The organism is Spartinivicinus ruber, from assembly GCF_011009015.1.
Lineage (GTDB): Bacteria > Pseudomonadota > Gammaproteobacteria > Pseudomonadales > Zooshikellaceae > Spartinivicinus > Spartinivicinus ruber.
The window spans coordinates 1-17,067 of sequence record NZ_CP048880.1 but is presented as its reverse complement, the minus strand read 5'-3'; the positions used below and the strand labels follow the sequence as shown (position 1 = coordinate 17,067).

Here is a 17,067-nt window from a genome sequence, read left to right as displayed (position 1 = left end):
TTGAAGTTTAATGGAGCCACTGGAAGACCCCATTAAAGGTAGGTAGCCCTAAGATCTATTGGGTTGTTTTATTTGTAATCCAAAGGTGAGGAGTTATTGTGCCAGCATCTTTATGATAGCCATCCTGCTTTTCAATAAAACATTCATTTATGCCTTGCACATTAAGCATATCGGCCATCTCATCCATATCTATAAATACTCCTGCTTTATGATTTTGGATAGAAGTATGGATTTTTTTATTAAATATAGATGATAAATTTATCCTTTTATATTTATCTAGATAAGCATTTGACATTTCATGCGTTGCCCTAGTATTACCATAGTTATCAGTTAATCCAGTACAAAGTATATGTATGCGGGGATCAGGTTCAGTACCGTCGTTATAGAGACTATTATCACCAACAAAAGAATAATCTAATGTAGGCAGAGACTGTAAATTTTTGACTTGTAGAGTAAGGTCATTGTTGTCATTACAGAAAAGTGGTGGTTGAATTTTAATATCTGGATTGAACTTAGCTTGATTACAGATTTTTTCTTCAGCTTCTTTTCTCTCCATCATTTCTTTAATTTCACGCTTCCAATCTTGGTCTAAAATCTGCATTTTGATTTTTACCCATGTACATATTTTTTCATAACGGCGGTTGTAAGAGTGAATATATTTGTACTCATATGCATAACACTCCTGACGTAACTCTGTTTCGCTTAACTGCGATAACTCATCAAGAGTGTTTACACTTGGTGTATAAAATGATACTAGCTCCGGCGTATATAGTTTGGGCTTATAACGAGGTACCTTTATTACACCCTCTTCTGAAGGTTTAACTTCTGTAGGTTTAACTTCTGAAGGTTTAACTTCTGTAGGTTTAACTTCTGAAGGTTTAACTTTGATTTGAAGGTAGCGATCTTTTTCAAGCTTTGAGGTAAATTCAACTAAGCAGGCTCCTCCTTCAGAGATGCTACTTGCAATTTCATTTAATTTATAAGACAAACCATGTTGTAATGCATATCCTTGTTCTACTTCTTGAGTGCCATCAGGTTTGCAGAAAGTATTGACATGATGAGCATATGGGCTATCTGGAATTTTAATTTCTTGATCACCTATAAACTCAACCGTTAAAACCGGAATGGTTCTTCTTTTCTGTTTCCAATAAGGACGATAATTAAGTCGTTCAGTTAAGCCATGACTTAATAAAAAACCTCTCATTGCAAAATGTTTCAAACAGCTCCATGATGCTGTTCCTACTTTTTCATCGCAGCTACTAGGATACTCGATTACATTTGTTGAAGTTGTTTCTACGGCAAAACTACTGAATGATACAAGGCTACTGAATAATCCTGCATAGGCTGGTAGATATAACTTACGAAAGTTTGCTGACATGTACTACCCTTTGTATTTTTATTTAATTTAAAGATATAGTTTTATTAGTAATAACTATATCCCGAATATTTTTTGAATTTCAAAGTTAAGGTTTCTGCTATTTGAGGTATCTTCTTAAAACATACTGTTTTCAGTTATTCATACGCCCAGGCAAGTTGATTTGGTTATGTGCTGTTTTCTTTTTTCACAATTGCTCATGCTCAGGGAAAATACTAAAGAAGATAAATCAACTAACATTAAAAATTTTTATATTGACATCGTTTGCATTAAAAATAGATAGAGTATACTCCTGAAATAAGTGTAAGTTTCATTTGCTCTGGTGTTTCATCAATGACTCAGTGTTTGTAAGCAATAACTATTGATCGTATTGTACGCTACTTTCCTTGAGGATTTGTTATAGATAAGTCTTTTTACAAAAAATTTACTTTCTTTACATTTGGCGGGATTATGGTTTATCTAATTTATCTGTAGTGTATAAAATTTAACCGCTTAGCTCTAAGGTTGACTGAGTGCTTCATGTCATCTACAGCCTATTCAAAACCCGCCGATAACGCCACTTATCGGTAGTTATCAGGAAACATATGACAGATTGTCTGTAGCTTGATCAGGCTAGATAGCGGTGAACCCTCACAGTGTCTAGTCCAGAATGAATATGAAGCTAGCCTACAGAAAAATAACGTAAAACTTTAATTTTCTAACACGCAAGTAAGCATGTACTAAAATTAAGAGACCGTTAACTACTAAAGGTAATGGAAATAGAGAAATAAAATAGCACTATTATTTTTAATAATAATTTATTCGGTTTTATTCAAGCCGACACGCTAAGTGAAAGGCGTAGTATTTGCAGATTTACAGCTGTTTTAAAAAGGTTAATGGCAGTATCAGACATGAAGAGTGGAAATATTTCTTTGAGATTAAAAAAATTCCTTCACCTCGACTACTCGGCCGCAAGCAACCGAGTTTACGCCGACCTGATTGACCTTCGGTCAAACGGAATTTTTACAGTTACACTCGGGAGCAAGCTCCCGAGATATCTTTCTTTATAAAAGGAATTGATATGAACAAGCGAAACCTTACTCAAAAGCACCTAGGGATATCACCTATCAAAATAACTTTATTCTGCTTATGTTTTATGTTGTCAGGCATGAGCTATGCTGGCGAGGTAGCTGATCAGCAAAAAGCAACCCAATCATTCCAAGATTATTCTTTCCCTGTCCCAACGCTTGCTTTTACGTATGTCCTACTCCCGGACCCATTGGCGACCGACCAATCCAGCTGTACTAGCGAGTGTAATGGGGCTAGTCATTGTTCGGACTGTGGGGCGGTGTGTGCTGATACGGGCAGTGGTTGGGGCTATTGTTACAGTGTTCAAGATTGTATAGCACCAACGGGTAGTAGTTGTTAGGCCTACCACAAATGCTCCATTGATGCCTCCGGTCTTTCGGAGGCTTGCCCTCAAAGACTTAACAGCAGTATCCAAGGCTCTCAGCTGCTTTCTTATCCACCTCTTCTGTTGTCTTTCCAGAATCCTCTGATAGCCACCACTTATCGGGTTTTCAAGGGTGAAATTGATATGCTCTTTTAATGAGCTGCTAATATTACTATTGAGGTCTAATTATCTAAGTAAGTAGGCTTGTTATGTTGTATCAATTTAAAGTCGCAGTTTCTATAATTACTGTTTTTCTTCTTGGTTTTTTCTTCTCCGTTGCTTCGGCTATGGAAAAGCCCCTAGCTTGCAAGGGTAAACTAACTGTTGTGGATGGAACAGTTAATACTATCAATACTTCCTCTACTCAACAGAGTGGACAAATCAACATTGTGCTTTCTCCTTTAGGTGGCGGTGCTCCTATCTTTGCTGAAAATGGTATGATTCTGGGTGAAGTTCAAAAGCAGTTACGTATCCAAACGCTATTAAACCATCATATAGAGTTTGCCAGTGGGGGTATAAAGACTGAGAATGATGTTGCAATTTTAAAAATGCCACCCATTGGCTTCGAAGTAGATGGCACGCCTTGTGCTTTTGGTGTATTTGAATCTATTTATAATATATCTGGTACAGGCTTGTTTGATAAAGCGAAAGCGCTAATTACTGCTGAAGGAACTGTCTCTTTTTGTAGTTACAACAACCAAAATAACTTCACACTTAATGGGGTAATTTGTTTAGACGGCTAGTGATGGAGTCATAGTTAACCTATAGGTGGTGCATTGAAGTACTATTTATAAAAACGATTATCATGCACTCTTTCACTGAAAGCCTTTAATTATATGGTCAGTACTCCATATAGTTTTGCTGATTAAATTGTTTTTTTCCTTATTCGATATAATAAACCCGGTGCATTCAAACATACCAAGGCTGGCAGTATTCTAATTACATTAAAGTGTAATATTTATTCCCTTTCTCCCTCCCCTGATGCCCTTATACTTCAGTCCAATCAAAACCCGCCGATAACTTCAGGAATCGGAGGATTTCATACAAAACCTGTAGTATGTTATCAAAAACCGTAATACGTATTCCTTATCTTGATATTGGCTAAATTAGTTTATTCTAAACAAAAATAGCCCATAGCCCCCAAAAACCCACAAAATGCTACCATTGACTTTTTTCAACCAGTGTCGTGGAGTACAACGGATGCAGCAGCCGACGAATAAGCAACTGAAAGCGATGCGAAACCAAGCCAAGTTTTTAGTGGATACCGCTAACGATTTAGCAAACAAACTGGACAGTACTGGGTTTGGGGCCGAAGCGGCGGTTTACCATACCTTGAGTGAAAAGCTGGTGAATAACCAGGGGCGAGTGAATAAACGGCTCTGTCGCAAAGTTTGTCCTCTCGTGAGAGCCTTTTCCACTCCTGCTAATACTCTGTGTTTTGTAGTTACTCTACTGGCTGTGACACAACCAATTCAAATCATGCCCACATTCTAATGTAAAGATTTTGTAAAATAAAAAATATACAAGAAGAGTAGTGTATTATTTTCGCTCTAGTTATTACTTACAAACACTCTACTCGTTATGTAAAAATCAGAACGAGTGAAGAACTGAAAGCAGGGTGTTTCAAGAAGATGAATAATGGAGCTACTAGTGAATAAGCTTTCTATGTTGACGTATAATAATCGGCGTCTCTATTTCTTGATTATTTGCTTCAATTCCCGCCTTATTCGCTGCACTGCCATCAATGGTGATCTTCTCTGGCACGCCATTCGCACGAATGGCCTTCTTGAAAAAACGTTTGGCAGCCTTAGTGTTCCAGTGTTTGATAAATAAAAAGTCAATGGTCCGCCCTTGTTTATCGACGGCCCGATACAGATAGTACTAGTCTTTCTTTACCCAGATATAGGTTTTACCCTTCGATAAAGTAGGCCAAACCATTGACCTCTTATTCACAAAGCGCCGAGATACCAAAGCCGTTAAACATTTTTTCAAAAAAGCCATGCGCCAGCATGGAAGCCCTGACACGATTACGACTGATGGCAGCTCAGCGAATAATGCCGCGATTGAAGAAGTAAATAAAGAGCTGGAGAAGCCTGTTGTTATAAGGCAAGTGAAGTACCTCAATAATAGGGTTGAGCAGGATCATCGGTTTATTAAGCGCATGACTCGACCCATGTTAGGCTTTAAATCATTTAATAGTGCTCGATCGACACTGATGGGTATTGAGCTGATCTATAGGTTTAGGAAAGGTCAGTCTGCTGACCCAGCAACAAAACATAAAACACTATTTGAGCAATTTTGTGCATTAGCAGGTTAAGTGTGTCTTGAAAGCAGGCATTTTTGAAATTGAGAAAAGTTTGCGACAGAACCATTGTGAGTATCAATATAGATAAAAGGTAATGTAATGAGGTTAAAACCATTATTTTTAGCTGTATCGTTAGCAGCTTTGAGTGTCAATAACATTTATGGTAACTCAATCCAAGACGTAGGTTCTATTGATATAATTGAAATAGCTTCTTCTCGGGTTAATTCAGAACTGGCTCTTACTACGAAAGATTTACCTAATATAAATGCCAGAGTAGACAAAATTCTTATTGAGCACTTTACTTCCGCAGGTATTACTGAACCAGAAAATATTGTTGTCACCGTTGGTATAATGAGAGAAGCCAATATTGATGTTCCATCAAATGCAGCACTGTTAAGCGCTGACTGGCTGAGTCGACAGACACGGCCAACAACCTTTGAATGGACTCAAATGCCATTACTTAGCCTCGCTAAAATGCGGGCATTTGGTAGCTCTGCACCCGCAAATCGTTTTTACCTTGCTGGTGCACATCGAACAGGACAGCCGATATTCCCTACTCCATCTGGTGGACCCACCTCAGTACTGTTAGATAAGCAGGGTAAACGGATCGAAGGCCATCCTGAGTGGCCTGATATACAGGTCATTGAACAGGCTGTACAAAGTACAATGGACATTAAGATTGAGGATCACAACCTTATCGACTTTTCAAAGATACATTGGCGGCAACGGTATGAGCTTCCTATAGGTATCTCTCTTTCATCTTATGCTTCTCCACCCACTAGAAAAGAAGAAAACACGGGTAACATCGCAGAAGAACGCCAACAAACACGAGCAGGAAATGGAAAAATTGTTGGAGATACCAGTGATTTTAAAGTGTGGCATATCGCTAATCCTTCCGTCACGTTTAGTTCTGAAGCTACAAATGCATTTCTCAGGGCTTCAAAAAACCAGAAGTTAGATGCCTCTGATTGGGCGTACATGATTACCGCTCAAATTAGAGGGGAAAATACTCAAGCTTTCAGTCAGTATTTTAGCGATCAATTACTTTATTCGGCACAACTTGCTTACCGTTCAATGAGTGTGAATTATGAACAAGGTGAATTAACCCAAGAAGATGTATCAGTTATTGAACGTTTTCTTAATGGCGATAAAGACATTGAAGCCTTCATTCCTCATATGCCTGCTCGCAAGAATATCGCAGCCATAACCTCAAAAAACCATCTACTCATCGCTGACAAAAAAGCAGCAAAATATATTTGGCACTTTGCTAATGGGCCTAAACAAGGTGTGCATGGTGGCTTTACCAGTAAAACCGACGCCTTATCTTGGTATCGTGATTGGGTTGTCAATAAAGGAATAAGACAAAGTGCTGATCATAAAGGAGAAGTTTACCACTATTATGACGTTAATTTTGAAAATGCATTTGTGTTTAGTCTTTCTGACTTTATGTATCCAAGTGAGCCTTTTCCTGGTGCTAATAATGGAGTAATAAAACAAAAGCTTAGAGAAACAGTTAAAAAATTAAAGTTACATGCTATTCGTAATGGCAAAAAATATGGCCGTGAAATGTCAGACCAGTTTTTTAAAGCTGCACGCGCCGACATTGATAGTCAGTTTAAACAGCGTAATGAGCAGTTTGCCGAAAACTTACGGTATTGGTTTGATTTTGCTTCTTCTTTTGCTGGCATTATTGGTGTTGGTACTTCAGGAAAAATAGCAAAAGCACTAGACTTTGCCGTTATTTTGGGTGGTGTCGGTGTGGGCGGCGTTACGATTGCTAATGCCGATAATCCTAGTGAAAAACTTGAAGGCATTGGCGCTATCATTGAAGCAACCGCTGATACCTTAGAATCAACAGGCGTGGGCGATCGGTTATCTCGAAAATCATCAGCTATTGGTAGTTTATTTCAAGGAGCATCAACAAAAGTCCGTCAACGCCTTGCTCAAACTGAAAGTTTGAGCAAGCCAGTTCCTGTTGTTTTACAAAGAAAAGCGTCAGTAAATTTACAAAATGAACTGAATCAAATTTGGAATACTCCACAGCCAGAAACTATCTATCAGGCGAAAAAACTAAATATCATAAAAGACGATAAGCAATTAGAAGTTATTCTTTACCAAGGTAAAGCATATGCTCGCTTTTCTAATGGCTACTGGTTTGGCTTTAAGCTCGATGTAACTTCACTTGACGCTCATACTATTCCATCAGATGGAAATAGTAGTAACCTGTCTTTTGAGTCAATATCTCAGCAAGCTCAAGATAAATTTGGTGACAATGTTAAAGTGGTTACACGAAAGCCCAATTTAGAAATAATCACTGATATTGAAATCTATCTGGACGAAAAAAATAATAAATTAGAAATCTATATACCTGATCAAGATTCACCTCATGCAATTTCATCTCTTGAAGATGCAGAAGCACATATATATGGTTATATACAACGTCGAGAGTCACTCCGACAAAAAATTGATAAAATAAGTACTTTAAGAAGAGAGGTAGAACAAAATCTTGGTAATGATATCACGGTATTAAGTCAACAACCCAGCTCAGTTGATTATGAGGCCAGATTACTTATTTGGCCCTCAGCAGAAGCAAACGGTACATATCAACTCTATATTCCTGGCGAGGGTAAAAATTTTAAAACCTTTACTCAATTAACAGAGGCGAAATCTTTATTAGCCAGTTACCGAAAAAATGAATTTATCTTTAACAGCGCATGGTTTCTAGGTGATGAGGTTAAAGTCATTGATGATGTTTCTAAAAGACAGGACTCACAATATACAGTTTTGTTTGACGCAAATTCATCAGATCAAGTAACTTTATATATACCCAATAGTGAAACACCATTATCATTCGATAGTTTTGAAGAAACGCGGGACTACCTAGTACAAAATAATGTAGTTAACCGAATCAAAGTCAATGATGTTTTTTTATCATCTGAAAATATTAATACCCTTGAAACTCGCTACAAAATAAATATTTCTAGCCTAAAGCTTAATGGACAAGAAATTGCTCTAGCCTACCACAAAACAGCAGCAGTCTCTGATACATTTGTATTATTAGCACATGGCTCTGGTAAAGAGGCCATCATGTTTATAAAACCCGAAGGATTGGCCTTGGACTTTGCTACTCCAGCAAATACTATTTTACAATCAGGTGGGCTAGGTGATGATGCATTTGATTTACTAAACAGATTAAAAGAAAATAAAGTTCGTTATAAACATGAGTCACAAGTCTATGATATTTCACAAATCAAAATGAAAGACTATAGCCTTTCCTCTTCTAACATTGAAAGTCATGAAAGTATTGCTCACTATATCTCAAGACAAAAAAATACTGACGAATCAACATCACAACCAAATAGCTCATTCACTATCATCAATTTAAATGAAAATGCCCTAGGATTGAGGTTATCTGATGTTATTGACGCCCTGAAAGAAACCTATGGACCCAATACTCCTACCAAAATGATTTGTCACTTTTGTCGAGGAGAAGATAACACAGCAGAAATTTTTGATATAAAAAATAATTATATTAGTAATTCTCCATTAAGAATGGAACATCAAGAAAGCCAATCCAGCTACGAAGCTAGAATTGAAGATATTTTGAGTGAAAATAGTTCAATAGAAATCATTCCTAAAAAAGAGGCTGGTAGAATTGCTTTAGAAAGACAACAGAGAATTTTAGAACAAGCAGCTATAACTGTTACTGATGAGGAATCAGCAAACCTTCAACTTTATAGTTATGACTCAAATATGTTTGTTAATAATTTTTTACGCTACGGCAAAGAGTATAGTATTCCGGCTACTTTTAGTAATACATTTACTTTTGGGGAAACAGCTGCAGAGCGTGTAGTAGATCTAGCAAAAATTATTAACAAATTACCCCAAAGTGCATCAGATGTTCTTTATCGAGGAGGGAGCGGAGCCAGAGGAACTTCTGGCGTAGCTTTTAGAGTCGGAGCACTAAATAAAGGAAACATTTTAGTTAATACAGATTTTCTATCATTCACAGAAAACCCTGGCGTAATTCGTGACTTTGCTGGTGGCGAAATAGGTGAAACAGGAAAGCAGTTTGATATGACCTCAATTATTTTTGAGATACGTCATCCTCAAGACGCTAAGGTTTTTGCTCCTTTCTCGTGGCGAAATGACGCAGGTGAGGCTGAATCTGTTTATACACCAGGGAATGCGTTTCAAATTGATAATATACGTAGAACTAGCACTCGCTTTGATGGAAAAGAACAGCCCGTTGTTGTAGTCACTATCAGCGAAACATCGTTACCTCAACCACATGTTGAAAATGATTCTTTAACACCCAAAATTACGCTTGGTCAAGGAGTTTATGACTTTAGAACGGGAGAGCTTGTAGATTGGGGTATATTTACCTCACGCTACCCCATTGAATCAATAAGTGTAGAGTAAAAAACATAGCCACTGGCAGTGCCAGTAGCTAAATACTATAACTCCATGTGTTTATATATTTTATTTACACTTTTCACTTCAATTATGTTTAGAAATAAGAAGCACGTTAATTTCTCAAAAGAAGTCAAGCTATCCATTAAGATTAAATTAAGTATTTTATCTAACAATCAGGTATCTATATGAATTATTACTTATCGCCGTGTGTTTTAGGTCTATCGATATTGGCACAATCTGTGTCAGCCTCATTAACTCATCATAGTGATTTTCGTAAAACTATTAAGCTAGACTTACAACCAAGTGTTTCCTTGGAGTTATCAGGTAATAATGAGCAGCGAGCACTTCAATTTTTAGAACAAAGTAAAAGTAAATATGGTTTAAACGCTATCTTCGAGAGTTTAAGATTAACTAAAGTAAAGACAAGTCTTTTAGCTAAACATTTCTATTTCCAACAGTATTTACACGATATTGAAGTAGATGGTGCTGAGATTATTGTGTCAATTGACACAAACAATAGAAATGTTATACGTGTCTACAATAATACTTATCCGGCATCTGCTAATTTCAGTGTTTCGGAGCATGCTAAACGATCTAAAAGATCGATTGGGTTGGGTATTATTGATGAGCAAACTGCAAGCGAATTATGTTGGGATTACTTGCAATCTGATGGGAAGCTATTGGCACGACCACAGGCAAAGCTTGTTTATATCAATAAAAACTCTGAATTTATTAAAGCTTTCAAGGTTAACATATCAATTGGAACTCCTCATGGTAGTTGGGAGTTCTATGTTAATGCACTATCTGGAGAGATTATTAAGGCATACCGAGTCGACTTGCCTTACTTTAAAAATGCAAATGACGAAGGGGATGATGAAAAATGGACTCGATTTCCTGTTAATAAAAATCACAAATCTCTGGATACAGCATTAGAGGAGTTAGATTCATCAACAGATAATGAGAATGTCCAAAATGATAGGCGTGCTTTGGCTGAAACTACAACAGTGGATGGCATGGGACTTGTTTTTGACCCAAACCCTAAAGTCACTTTGCAAAATGACACTCTAGAAGATACATCACCAGCTGAAAGCTTTGAAGGAGCTTACGTTTCTAAAATCCTGAAAGATATTACATTTAAAAATGGAGTTTATTATTTAACGGGACCCTGGGTAACTATTGAAGACTTTGATAAACCAAACACTCTACCAAGTACAACTGCTGATGGAAATTGGTTTGCAAAACGAGGTAATAATGCCTTTAATGATGCCATGACTTACTATCATATTGACCAAAACCAAAGGTATATTCAATCATTAGGTTTTACTGGCAGTCGAGGCATACAGTATCGCTCTATACCTGTTGATACAGACGGTATTAGAGGTCGAAACCAGTCAAGATATTTACCTGATATTAGAAAACTCTCTTTTGGGCACGGGTGTATTGATGATAATGAAGATAGTGATGTCATTTTACATGAATATGGTCATGCTCTTACTTACGCAATTAACCCTAAATTTAAAGGTGGGGATACAGGAGCTATTGGCGAGGGGTTTTCTGACTACTGGGCAGCCTCCTACCGTTACACTACACCTAATGGTTTAACATTTCACCCTGAAAGAGCTATCAGTTGGGATTGGCATCCTGATTGCCGTAAAGCCGGTCCAGAACGTCGTTTTGATCGTTTAAATTTTCGTTATGATCCTTCTCGCAAATATAGAGCCCATAGGTATGTCAATGGAGTTAATGGTGATGACCTTTGGTCAACGCCTCTTGTGCAGTCTCATCTTGAATTGTTAAAGCTTGGAGTAAATCGTAGCGAAATTGATACAGTTATTTTAGAGGCTCAGTATGGTTTCGCAGAGGGAGTTACTATGCCTGAAATGGCTGCATCAATTGTGAATAGCGCTGAGAATTTATATCCCAATGGCCCACACGCTAGAGTTTTTACAAAATATTTTTCAAGAATGAATATTTTGCAGCCTACAATTGATGTAGTTGAGTCTTCAGTAAGTGATCAAAATGGAAAAAACTATATTCAGCCAGGTAAAAGTATTAATGTGACAATACCTTTGAAAAACACGACTAATCAAGAGATTTCGAATATTACAGCAGAGCTATTAGCTACTGAACCCTCAATAAATATTGAGGAACCTGTTACAAACTATCCTAACTTAAATCCACATTCTACTCAATTTAATCAACAGCCTTATGTTCTGGCTTTATCAAATGAGCATGCATGTGGAGACGATATCCCTCTAAAGCTGAAAGTAAACTATTTTGAAGGTGACCTTAGAAAATCTTATGTTGACTATTTTACTCTACCTGTTGGTGAAAGAGGGGTTGTCTACAAAACTTCAGAAAATGCAGTTGCTTTTCCTCAGGCAACTGGAAGCAAACTTTATGATCCAGTATCAATAACTGATCAAATAACAATTTCAGATGCTAGACCTAATAGCAAAATTTCAGTAGGTATAAACTTAAACTATGACAATATTAAAGATATATCGATTACCTTGACATCTCCTTCTGGGACAACTGTTGTATTAAAAGAAAAAACTCATTCAGAAATAATTGAGATTGAGTCAGGTGCTTATGCAAAAGAGTTTTTTGGTACATACCCTGAAGATTTGACCCCAGCTGAAAGCTTATCGGCCTTTGAGGGAGAAAACCATAATGGCACATGGACTTTAGTTGTTACTGCAGACAGGTCATATACTAATCCAGGCGTATTAAATAGCTGGTCTATTAGTTCGGTGTCAGAGGCAACTTGTGAGGATTTGTGAGTACGGCATGGTTCAGAAATGGTTGTGTCGAAAATTTTTTTCAGATTCAAAAATGCCTACTTTCAAGACACACTTAACCTGCTAATGCATAAAGATAATGACAATATGGTAAATAAGGCTGTTAAGCTAATGAAGGAAATCAATAAATCCTGACTATGGGGGCTGAAATCGAATGAATAGGACCCCACTATAAAGCCCCCTCCGGGGGCTTTTTTAATTCCCTCACCTCCCCAAATACACCGCCGTGACCTGTTCACGCTCAGCTGTAGTGGCTTGCCCTGTGAAACACAAAATGTTCCACGGGAAACAATACGTAGCACTGCTACACAGCAAGAGGTGTACAAAACTTGTACTATCGGCGGGTTTTTGTTAGTGTTGGCCAGCCTTGTACTGGCCATAACAGGATGAGGTTGCTAGGAGGGGCTGAGCCTCCTAGCTTAATCAGTATCTAGTGTAAATTTGGCTGGTATCTCACATCAAAACGCTCAGCTAAATTTGCAAGACGTTTATCTAATGTCCATAACTTTGCACCTGGCGTGATCAATGTTGATGCCAGCAATGCTGTATCTACCAACCCACACCCTAGCCCATACAAATTTTCACGCTTGATGAACTCCATTACTTCGCTCAAGCTTGCCTGATTAGCTGGTTGTAATAGCCCTATATCGCTGAGTGTTTGTGCGCGTGGGGCTGGAGGTGTACCACAAGCAAGCTCAACTAAAACCATCGGGTGAGTCAACGCCAAGTCAATCTGAATAAGATTAACCAAGGCGTTGTTTCGGTTTCTGAAGTGATCTACCCATACAGAAGTATCAACAAGCACACTCATTATTCAGTACCACGGCGTGGTATATCCTGCATTTCAGGTGCTGCACCACCTAAAGCTGCGAGGCGCTTAGCTGCTTGTACTCTTACGAATGTTTTGACTGCTTCTCTGAAAAGCTCTGACTTATCCATATTAGGGTCAGCCATTTCCAGAGCTTTGTCATATAAAGCATCATCAATAGTAACGGTTGTACGCATGGCAATATCCTTGAATCAGTATTGATGTAACTATGAATCAAATTAAGCATCATGGCAAGATGGGTTTAAGCCACAGGTATTGCTATGCGTCTAATTTCCTAATGACAAGTGTCCGTGGGGGGGGATCACCATAAGCGTTTGATCCGTCAGATAAGAAACTGCGCATCAGTAAGCGCAGTTTCTTGTTAGGCGGCTATAAAGTATTTATTGACTACTCTGACTGAGCAAACCCTAAGAGATGCATTAGGCTCGTAAACAAATTGAATATGGCTACGAACAGAGAAACAGTTGCCATAATGTAGTTGGTTTCCCCACCTTGAACAATCTGGTTGGTTTCATACAGGATCAGCCCAGACATTAATAGGACAAACATGGCAGACACAGCAAGAGACAAAGCCGGTATTTCAAAAAATATTGCGCCTATTCCAGCAAGAAAAGCCACCAGTATCCCGATAAACAATGACTTTCCTAAAAAACTAAAGTCACGTTTAGTAGTTAATGCAAATGCCGACAAGCTAAAAAACACAAGGGCCGTGCCACCTAAAGCCTGCATAATCACAGTAGGGGCCATCGACCAGTAGGCTCCAATGATCGGCCCGAGGGTATAACCCATAAATCCTGTCAATGCGAACACACAGTAAAGTCCATGAACACTATTTCGAAATTTAGTCGTTAAAAATAACAAGCCAAAGTAGCCTGCTAAGGTTAATAGCAAACCAGGGTGTGGCAGATTTAAGGCAGCACTAAACATTGCTGTTAGTGCACTAAAAAACAATGTGGCTGATAATAATAGATAGGTATTTTTCAATACACGGTGAGATGATTGATCAACCGCAACTGATTGTGTTTTTGATGCACGTTTTGTAATGTCCATAGTTATTGCTCAACCTCGCAAGATATATAATTAGTTAAGCTATTGCTTAGAAGGCTGACAACACAGTATGCAAGGTAGCTTTTGGTTGTCGTTTCTTAAATAGTACTTGTTTCCGGTTCAAGGACTGGCTAGCCTTGTAAAAGCATTGATCGATGGCTTCACGGATATCCTCCCGCCTTTCAGCAACAACTATTTTCCTGAGGCCAACTGGTTTAAGTATTATTTGGCACTGCTTATCTATGCCACCTTTGGGTCCATTGATATTCGAGAGGGTGATCATTGCTTTTTCAATCTTGTCACTCATCCTGGAGAAAGCAAATGCAAACCGGTGATCAATATAGTTAATGACTTCTCCATTGTCTTTCAAATTTCTAAACGTGATCGTAAAGTTCATGAAGGCTTCTCCTAACTGTTTAATAAAGTGATAAATTATTGATGATTCAGTGTTAACAGTTTCTAGCCAACAGTCCTTTTGTTAACCGCTTACAGTACAATATATGAGTAGTCTAAGATCAATAAAAGTCGTATTTATTTGATATTTACTTCGAAAAAAACGTATTATCGAGTTGGATGTTTTCGTGGGGAGGAGACCGATGACTCAGCAACTTAATTACAACCATTTACGCTACTTCTATACCGTTGCAAGCGAAGGTAGTATCGTAAAAGCATCGGAATTACTTCATATATCTCCACAGACAATAAGTGGTCAGCTCTCTGTATTTGAAGACTATCTGGGCGTTAGGTTATTTGATAGAAAAGGTAGACGCCTTGTGATGAACGATATCGGCAAACTTGTATACAGTTATGCGGAGGATATTTTTGCACTGGGTACAGAGTTGCAGCAAAGCCTGAAGGCACAGGATACTAACTTACAGTTTGTATTTAATGTCGGTGTCATTGATGTTATCCCAAAAATTTTAGCAGTGAATATTCTCGAAAGCAGCTTTCAGCTGGAGGGGCCTACTAAGTTGATCTGTCAAGAGGGAGACTTTAATGCATTATTATCTGACCTAGCCCTCAACAAGTTAGATCTTATTTTATCTGACCAGCCGCTAACACCTGGTATACCTATACGTGCTTATAATCATTTTTTAGGTGAATGTGGCTTAAGTTTTTATGCTAAAAATAAAATTGCTAAAAAACTCCAAAAAAATTTTCCACAGTCATTGCATCAACATCCCTTTCTTATTTGTGGAGATAAATCTAACCAAAAAATAAATTTGCAGTCTTGGTTTAATCAGGAGCAAATTTCTCCTACTACAGTTGCTGAATTTGATGATAGCGCTATGATGAAGCATTTTGGTCAATCGGGCTATGGTGTATTTTGCACACCCAGTATTATTGAAGAGCATGTAGCAGAGCATTATGGAGTATCAATTATTGGTCGTACAACACAGGTTACTGAACGCTTTTACGCTATTTCACCTGAGCGTAAAGTGAAGCATCCTGGAGTTAAGTTATTAGTCAAGGCTGCTCAGGAAATATTCTCAGATGCGCTAGGATAAAACTCATTAATATTGGCTAACATTGCGTTTACAGTGGCTAAATCACCATTGTAAGCAGCATCAATAAACTGTTCTTGATCGCCAGCAAACAAAAAAGACGAGAATAAAATACATAAAATAGCGGCTGCTTTTGTTGCAGGTTTAAGCATTATTACTACTCAGGGTGACTGATTACATATAGCTGGAAATCTATAATCTGGCATAAATAGAATGCCTCTACCCCAGATATATTCTGTTTGTTAAGCATATTGACTATGTCACTTTATGATTTTCTAGCTATAGCAGTATAGACAGGGCTAGTGAATATTAAAGTATCTACACAGCCCTTCACCCTCAACACTTAGCCTCGGTTGATACGATGTATATACATGTATTTACAACAACCTAGTTATAGTATATACTCGTATATACAAATAAACATCAAGGCTATTCCTATGTCACTAACCAAAGTATTCAAAAGCGGTAACTCTCAGGCTGTGAGGATTCCCGCCGAACTCCAGTTCGACCGCCTAGATATGGATTACGAGATAGAGCGTATTGGTGATGAGCTACGTATACGCCCAGCTAAACGCCGTTTAACCAACCTAATGAAGAAATTCGAAGGTTTTTCTGATGACTTCATGGCACAAGGCAGAGAATCAGACGATGAGCCAGAAAGGGATATGCTGTAGATGAAGTACATGCTAGACACTAACATTTGTATTTACTTGATGAAAAAGCATCCCAAGGAAGTCGCTGACCGTTTTGCTGATTGCTACTACGGTGATGTCGTCATTTCATCTATCACATTAGGCGAGCTTGAGTATGGTGTAGAAGTCAGTGCTGAAAAAGAAAGAAATGCCCAAGCACTGAAGTTACTCCTAGAAGATATACCCGTAATGCCGTTTGAGGATAAAGCAGCTCAGTCATACGGCGTTTTACGGGCTGGTGCGCCTAAACGCAAAGGTGATGCTCTGGATAAGCTAATAGCAGCTCATGCAAAGTCGTTGGATGTAGTGCTTGTTACTAACAATGTTAAAGACTTTCAAAAATACCCTGGCATTACTATAGAAAATTGGGTGAATAACCACTGATATTGCTCAAGACAAGCTATTTAGGCCAGAGAGCCGCTAAGCGGCTTTTCTAAAACTCTAAAGACTGATCAGTCAAACAACTGACGCATATCAAAAAATAAATCCAAAAATAATCCTACTATTCTTACGAGCAAAAATAACACGGCAGGAGTAGTATTTTATGTTTAAAAAAATATCTCTTTTTATATTTTTAGGACTATTGTTTTCGAATTTTGCTAGTGCAGAGTTTAAATGTTTAAAATATGTTAATTCAAAGTGTGAATTAATTGACATAAACAGGG

Annotated in this window: 15 protein-coding genes and 1 pseudogene; 9 read left to right on the top strand and 7 right to left on the bottom strand. The window is 38.0% G+C overall.

The genetic code is table 11. From position 1 onward, the window contains the following. Window positions 1-55 precede the first annotated feature (55 nt). Complete coding sequence (locus G4Y78_RS31230) at window positions 56-1,378, bottom strand: hypothetical protein (protein ID WP_163836812.1); 1,323 nt, start codon at window positions 1,376-1,378, stop codon at window positions 56-58. Between the two features lie 1,057 nt (window positions 1,379-2,435). On the opposite strand from G4Y78_RS31230, the gene G4Y78_RS29490 reads away from it, so the two are divergent. From G4Y78_RS29490 to G4Y78_RS29480, 3 genes are all read left to right on the top strand, one after another. Further along, window positions 2,436-2,783 carry a hypothetical protein gene (locus G4Y78_RS29490; RefSeq protein ID WP_163836811.1) on the top strand — a complete coding sequence of 116 codons (348 nt, stop codon included), beginning with the start codon at window positions 2,436-2,438 and terminating at the stop codon, window positions 2,781-2,783. Between the two features lie 233 nt (window positions 2,784-3,016). Beyond that, window positions 3,017-3,550, top strand: a complete 534-nt coding sequence (locus G4Y78_RS29485; protein WP_163836810.1) for a hypothetical protein — start codon at window positions 3,017-3,019, stop codon at window positions 3,548-3,550. Between the two features lie 457 nt (window positions 3,551-4,007). Further along, on the top strand, window positions 4,008-4,301 hold the full coding sequence (locus G4Y78_RS29480) for a hypothetical protein (protein WP_163836809.1): 294 nt from the start codon (window positions 4,008-4,010) through the stop codon (window positions 4,299-4,301). A 153-nt stretch (window positions 4,302-4,454) separates the two neighbouring features. Here the strand turns inward: G4Y78_RS29480 and G4Y78_RS29475 are convergent, their stop codons facing one another. Further along, a complete protein-coding gene (locus tag G4Y78_RS29475) occupies window positions 4,455-4,682 on the bottom strand; it encodes a DDE-type integrase/transposase/recombinase (RefSeq protein ID WP_163836912.1) in 228 nt (75 codons plus the stop codon). Between the two features lie 55 nt (window positions 4,683-4,737). Here G4Y78_RS29475 and G4Y78_RS29470 point away from each other — a divergent pair. The 3 genes and pseudogenes from G4Y78_RS29470 to G4Y78_RS29460 form a co-directional block, all read left to right on the top strand. Beyond that, window positions 4,738-5,124 (top strand): annotated as a pseudogene (locus G4Y78_RS29470) (IS6 family transposase); the annotation flags it as partial. Between the two features lie 87 nt (window positions 5,125-5,211). Then, window positions 5,212-9,534 (top strand): hypothetical protein, encoded by a 4,323-nt coding sequence (locus G4Y78_RS29465; protein WP_163836808.1) that lies wholly within the window; start codon window positions 5,212-5,214, stop codon window positions 9,532-9,534. A 179-nt stretch (window positions 9,535-9,713) separates the two neighbouring features. Continuing rightward, the gene (locus G4Y78_RS29460; protein WP_163836807.1) at window positions 9,714-12,311 is read left to right on the top strand and encodes a proprotein convertase P-domain-containing protein; all 2,598 of its coding nucleotides are present in this window, start codon (window positions 9,714-9,716) and stop codon (window positions 12,309-12,311) included. A gap of 448 nt (window positions 12,312-12,759) precedes the next feature. On the opposite strand, the gene G4Y78_RS29455 is transcribed toward G4Y78_RS29460, so the two are convergent. From G4Y78_RS29455 to G4Y78_RS29440, 4 genes are all read right to left on the bottom strand, one after another. Then, window positions 12,760-13,140, bottom strand: a complete 381-nt coding sequence (locus G4Y78_RS29455; RefSeq protein WP_163836806.1) for a type II toxin-antitoxin system VapC family toxin — start codon at window positions 13,138-13,140, stop codon at window positions 12,760-12,762. Continuing rightward, the gene (locus G4Y78_RS29450) at window positions 13,140-13,334 is read right to left on the bottom strand and encodes a type II toxin-antitoxin system VapB family antitoxin (protein WP_163836805.1); all 195 of its coding nucleotides are present in this window, start codon (window positions 13,332-13,334) and stop codon (window positions 13,140-13,142) included. The genes G4Y78_RS29455 and G4Y78_RS29450 overlap by 1 nt, the downstream gene beginning before the upstream one ends. 211 nt (window positions 13,335-13,545) lie before the next feature. After that, window positions 13,546-14,208, bottom strand: coding sequence for a Bax inhibitor-1/YccA family protein (locus G4Y78_RS29445; protein WP_163836804.1), 663 nt, complete (start codon window positions 14,206-14,208; stop codon window positions 13,546-13,548). Window positions 14,209-14,254: 46 nt separating this feature from the next. Beyond that, window positions 14,255-14,602 carry an HPF/RaiA family ribosome-associated protein gene (locus G4Y78_RS29440; protein ID WP_163836803.1) on the bottom strand — a complete coding sequence of 116 codons (348 nt, stop codon included), beginning with the start codon at window positions 14,600-14,602 and terminating at the stop codon, window positions 14,255-14,257. A gap of 199 nt (window positions 14,603-14,801) precedes the next feature. Here G4Y78_RS29440 and nhaR point away from each other — a divergent pair, with 199 nt between their 5' ends. Continuing rightward, window positions 14,802-15,713 (top strand): transcriptional activator NhaR, encoded by a 912-nt coding sequence (nhaR, locus tag G4Y78_RS29435; RefSeq protein ID WP_163836802.1) that lies wholly within the window; start codon window positions 14,802-14,804, stop codon window positions 15,711-15,713. Here nhaR and G4Y78_RS29430 read toward each other — a convergent pair. Further along, window positions 15,683-15,862: a hypothetical protein gene (locus G4Y78_RS29430; RefSeq protein ID WP_163836801.1), complete on the bottom strand. Its 180-nt coding sequence runs from the start codon at window positions 15,860-15,862 to the stop codon at window positions 15,683-15,685. The two genes, nhaR and G4Y78_RS29430, sit on opposite strands and share 31 nt — an antisense overlap. A 219-nt stretch (window positions 15,863-16,081) precedes the next feature. On the opposite strand from G4Y78_RS29430, the gene G4Y78_RS30700 reads away from it, so the two are divergent. Both G4Y78_RS30700 and vapC read left to right on the top strand, forming a co-directional pair. Beyond that, the gene (locus G4Y78_RS30700) at window positions 16,082-16,384 is read left to right on the top strand and encodes an antitoxin (protein WP_329604990.1); all 303 of its coding nucleotides are present in this window, start codon (window positions 16,082-16,084) and stop codon (window positions 16,382-16,384) included. Further along, entirely contained in the window at window positions 16,385-16,786 is a 402-nt protein-coding gene (vapC, locus tag G4Y78_RS30695) for a type II toxin-antitoxin system tRNA(fMet)-specific endonuclease VapC (RefSeq protein WP_178124488.1), read from the top strand. The last annotated feature ends 281 nt before the right edge of the window (window positions 16,787-17,067 follow it).

Bases quoted from the DNA above. Each gene is read 5' to 3' on its own strand.
- G4Y78_RS31230 (WP_163836812.1), bottom strand. From the start codon at position 1,378: ATGTCAGCAAACTTTCGTAAGTTATATCTACCAGCCTATGCAGGATTA.
- G4Y78_RS29490 (WP_163836811.1), top strand. From the start codon at position 2,436: ATGAACAAGCGAAACCTTACTCAAAAGCACCTAGGGATATCACCTATC.
- G4Y78_RS29485 (WP_163836810.1), top strand. From the start codon at position 3,017: ATGTTGTATCAATTTAAAGTCGCAGTTTCTATAATTACTGTTTTTCTT.
- G4Y78_RS29480 (WP_163836809.1), top strand. From the start codon at position 4,008: ATGCAGCAGCCGACGAATAAGCAACTGAAAGCGATGCGAAACCAAGCC.
- G4Y78_RS29465 (WP_163836808.1), top strand. From the start codon at position 5,212: ATGAGGTTAAAACCATTATTTTTAGCTGTATCGTTAGCAGCTTTGAGT.
- G4Y78_RS29460 (WP_163836807.1), top strand. From the start codon at position 9,714: ATGAATTATTACTTATCGCCGTGTGTTTTAGGTCTATCGATATTGGCA.
- G4Y78_RS29455 (WP_163836806.1), bottom strand. From the start codon at position 13,140: ATGAGTGTGCTTGTTGATACTTCTGTATGGGTAGATCACTTCAGAAAC.
- G4Y78_RS29450 (WP_163836805.1), bottom strand. From the start codon at position 13,334: ATGCGTACAACCGTTACTATTGATGATGCTTTATATGACAAAGCTCTG.
- G4Y78_RS29445 (WP_163836804.1), bottom strand. From the start codon at position 14,208: ATGGACATTACAAAACGTGCATCAAAAACACAATCAGTTGCGGTTGAT.
- G4Y78_RS29440 (WP_163836803.1), bottom strand. From the start codon at position 14,602: ATGAACTTTACGATCACGTTTAGAAATTTGAAAGACAATGGAGAAGTC.
- nhaR (WP_163836802.1), top strand. From the start codon at position 14,802: ATGACTCAGCAACTTAATTACAACCATTTACGCTACTTCTATACCGTT.
- G4Y78_RS29430 (WP_163836801.1), bottom strand. From the start codon at position 15,862: ATGCTTAAACCTGCAACAAAAGCAGCCGCTATTTTATGTATTTTATTC.
- G4Y78_RS30700 (WP_329604990.1), top strand. From the start codon at position 16,082: ATGTATTTACAACAACCTAGTTATAGTATATACTCGTATATACAAATA.
- vapC (WP_178124488.1), top strand. From the start codon at position 16,385: ATGAAGTACATGCTAGACACTAACATTTGTATTTACTTGATGAAAAAG.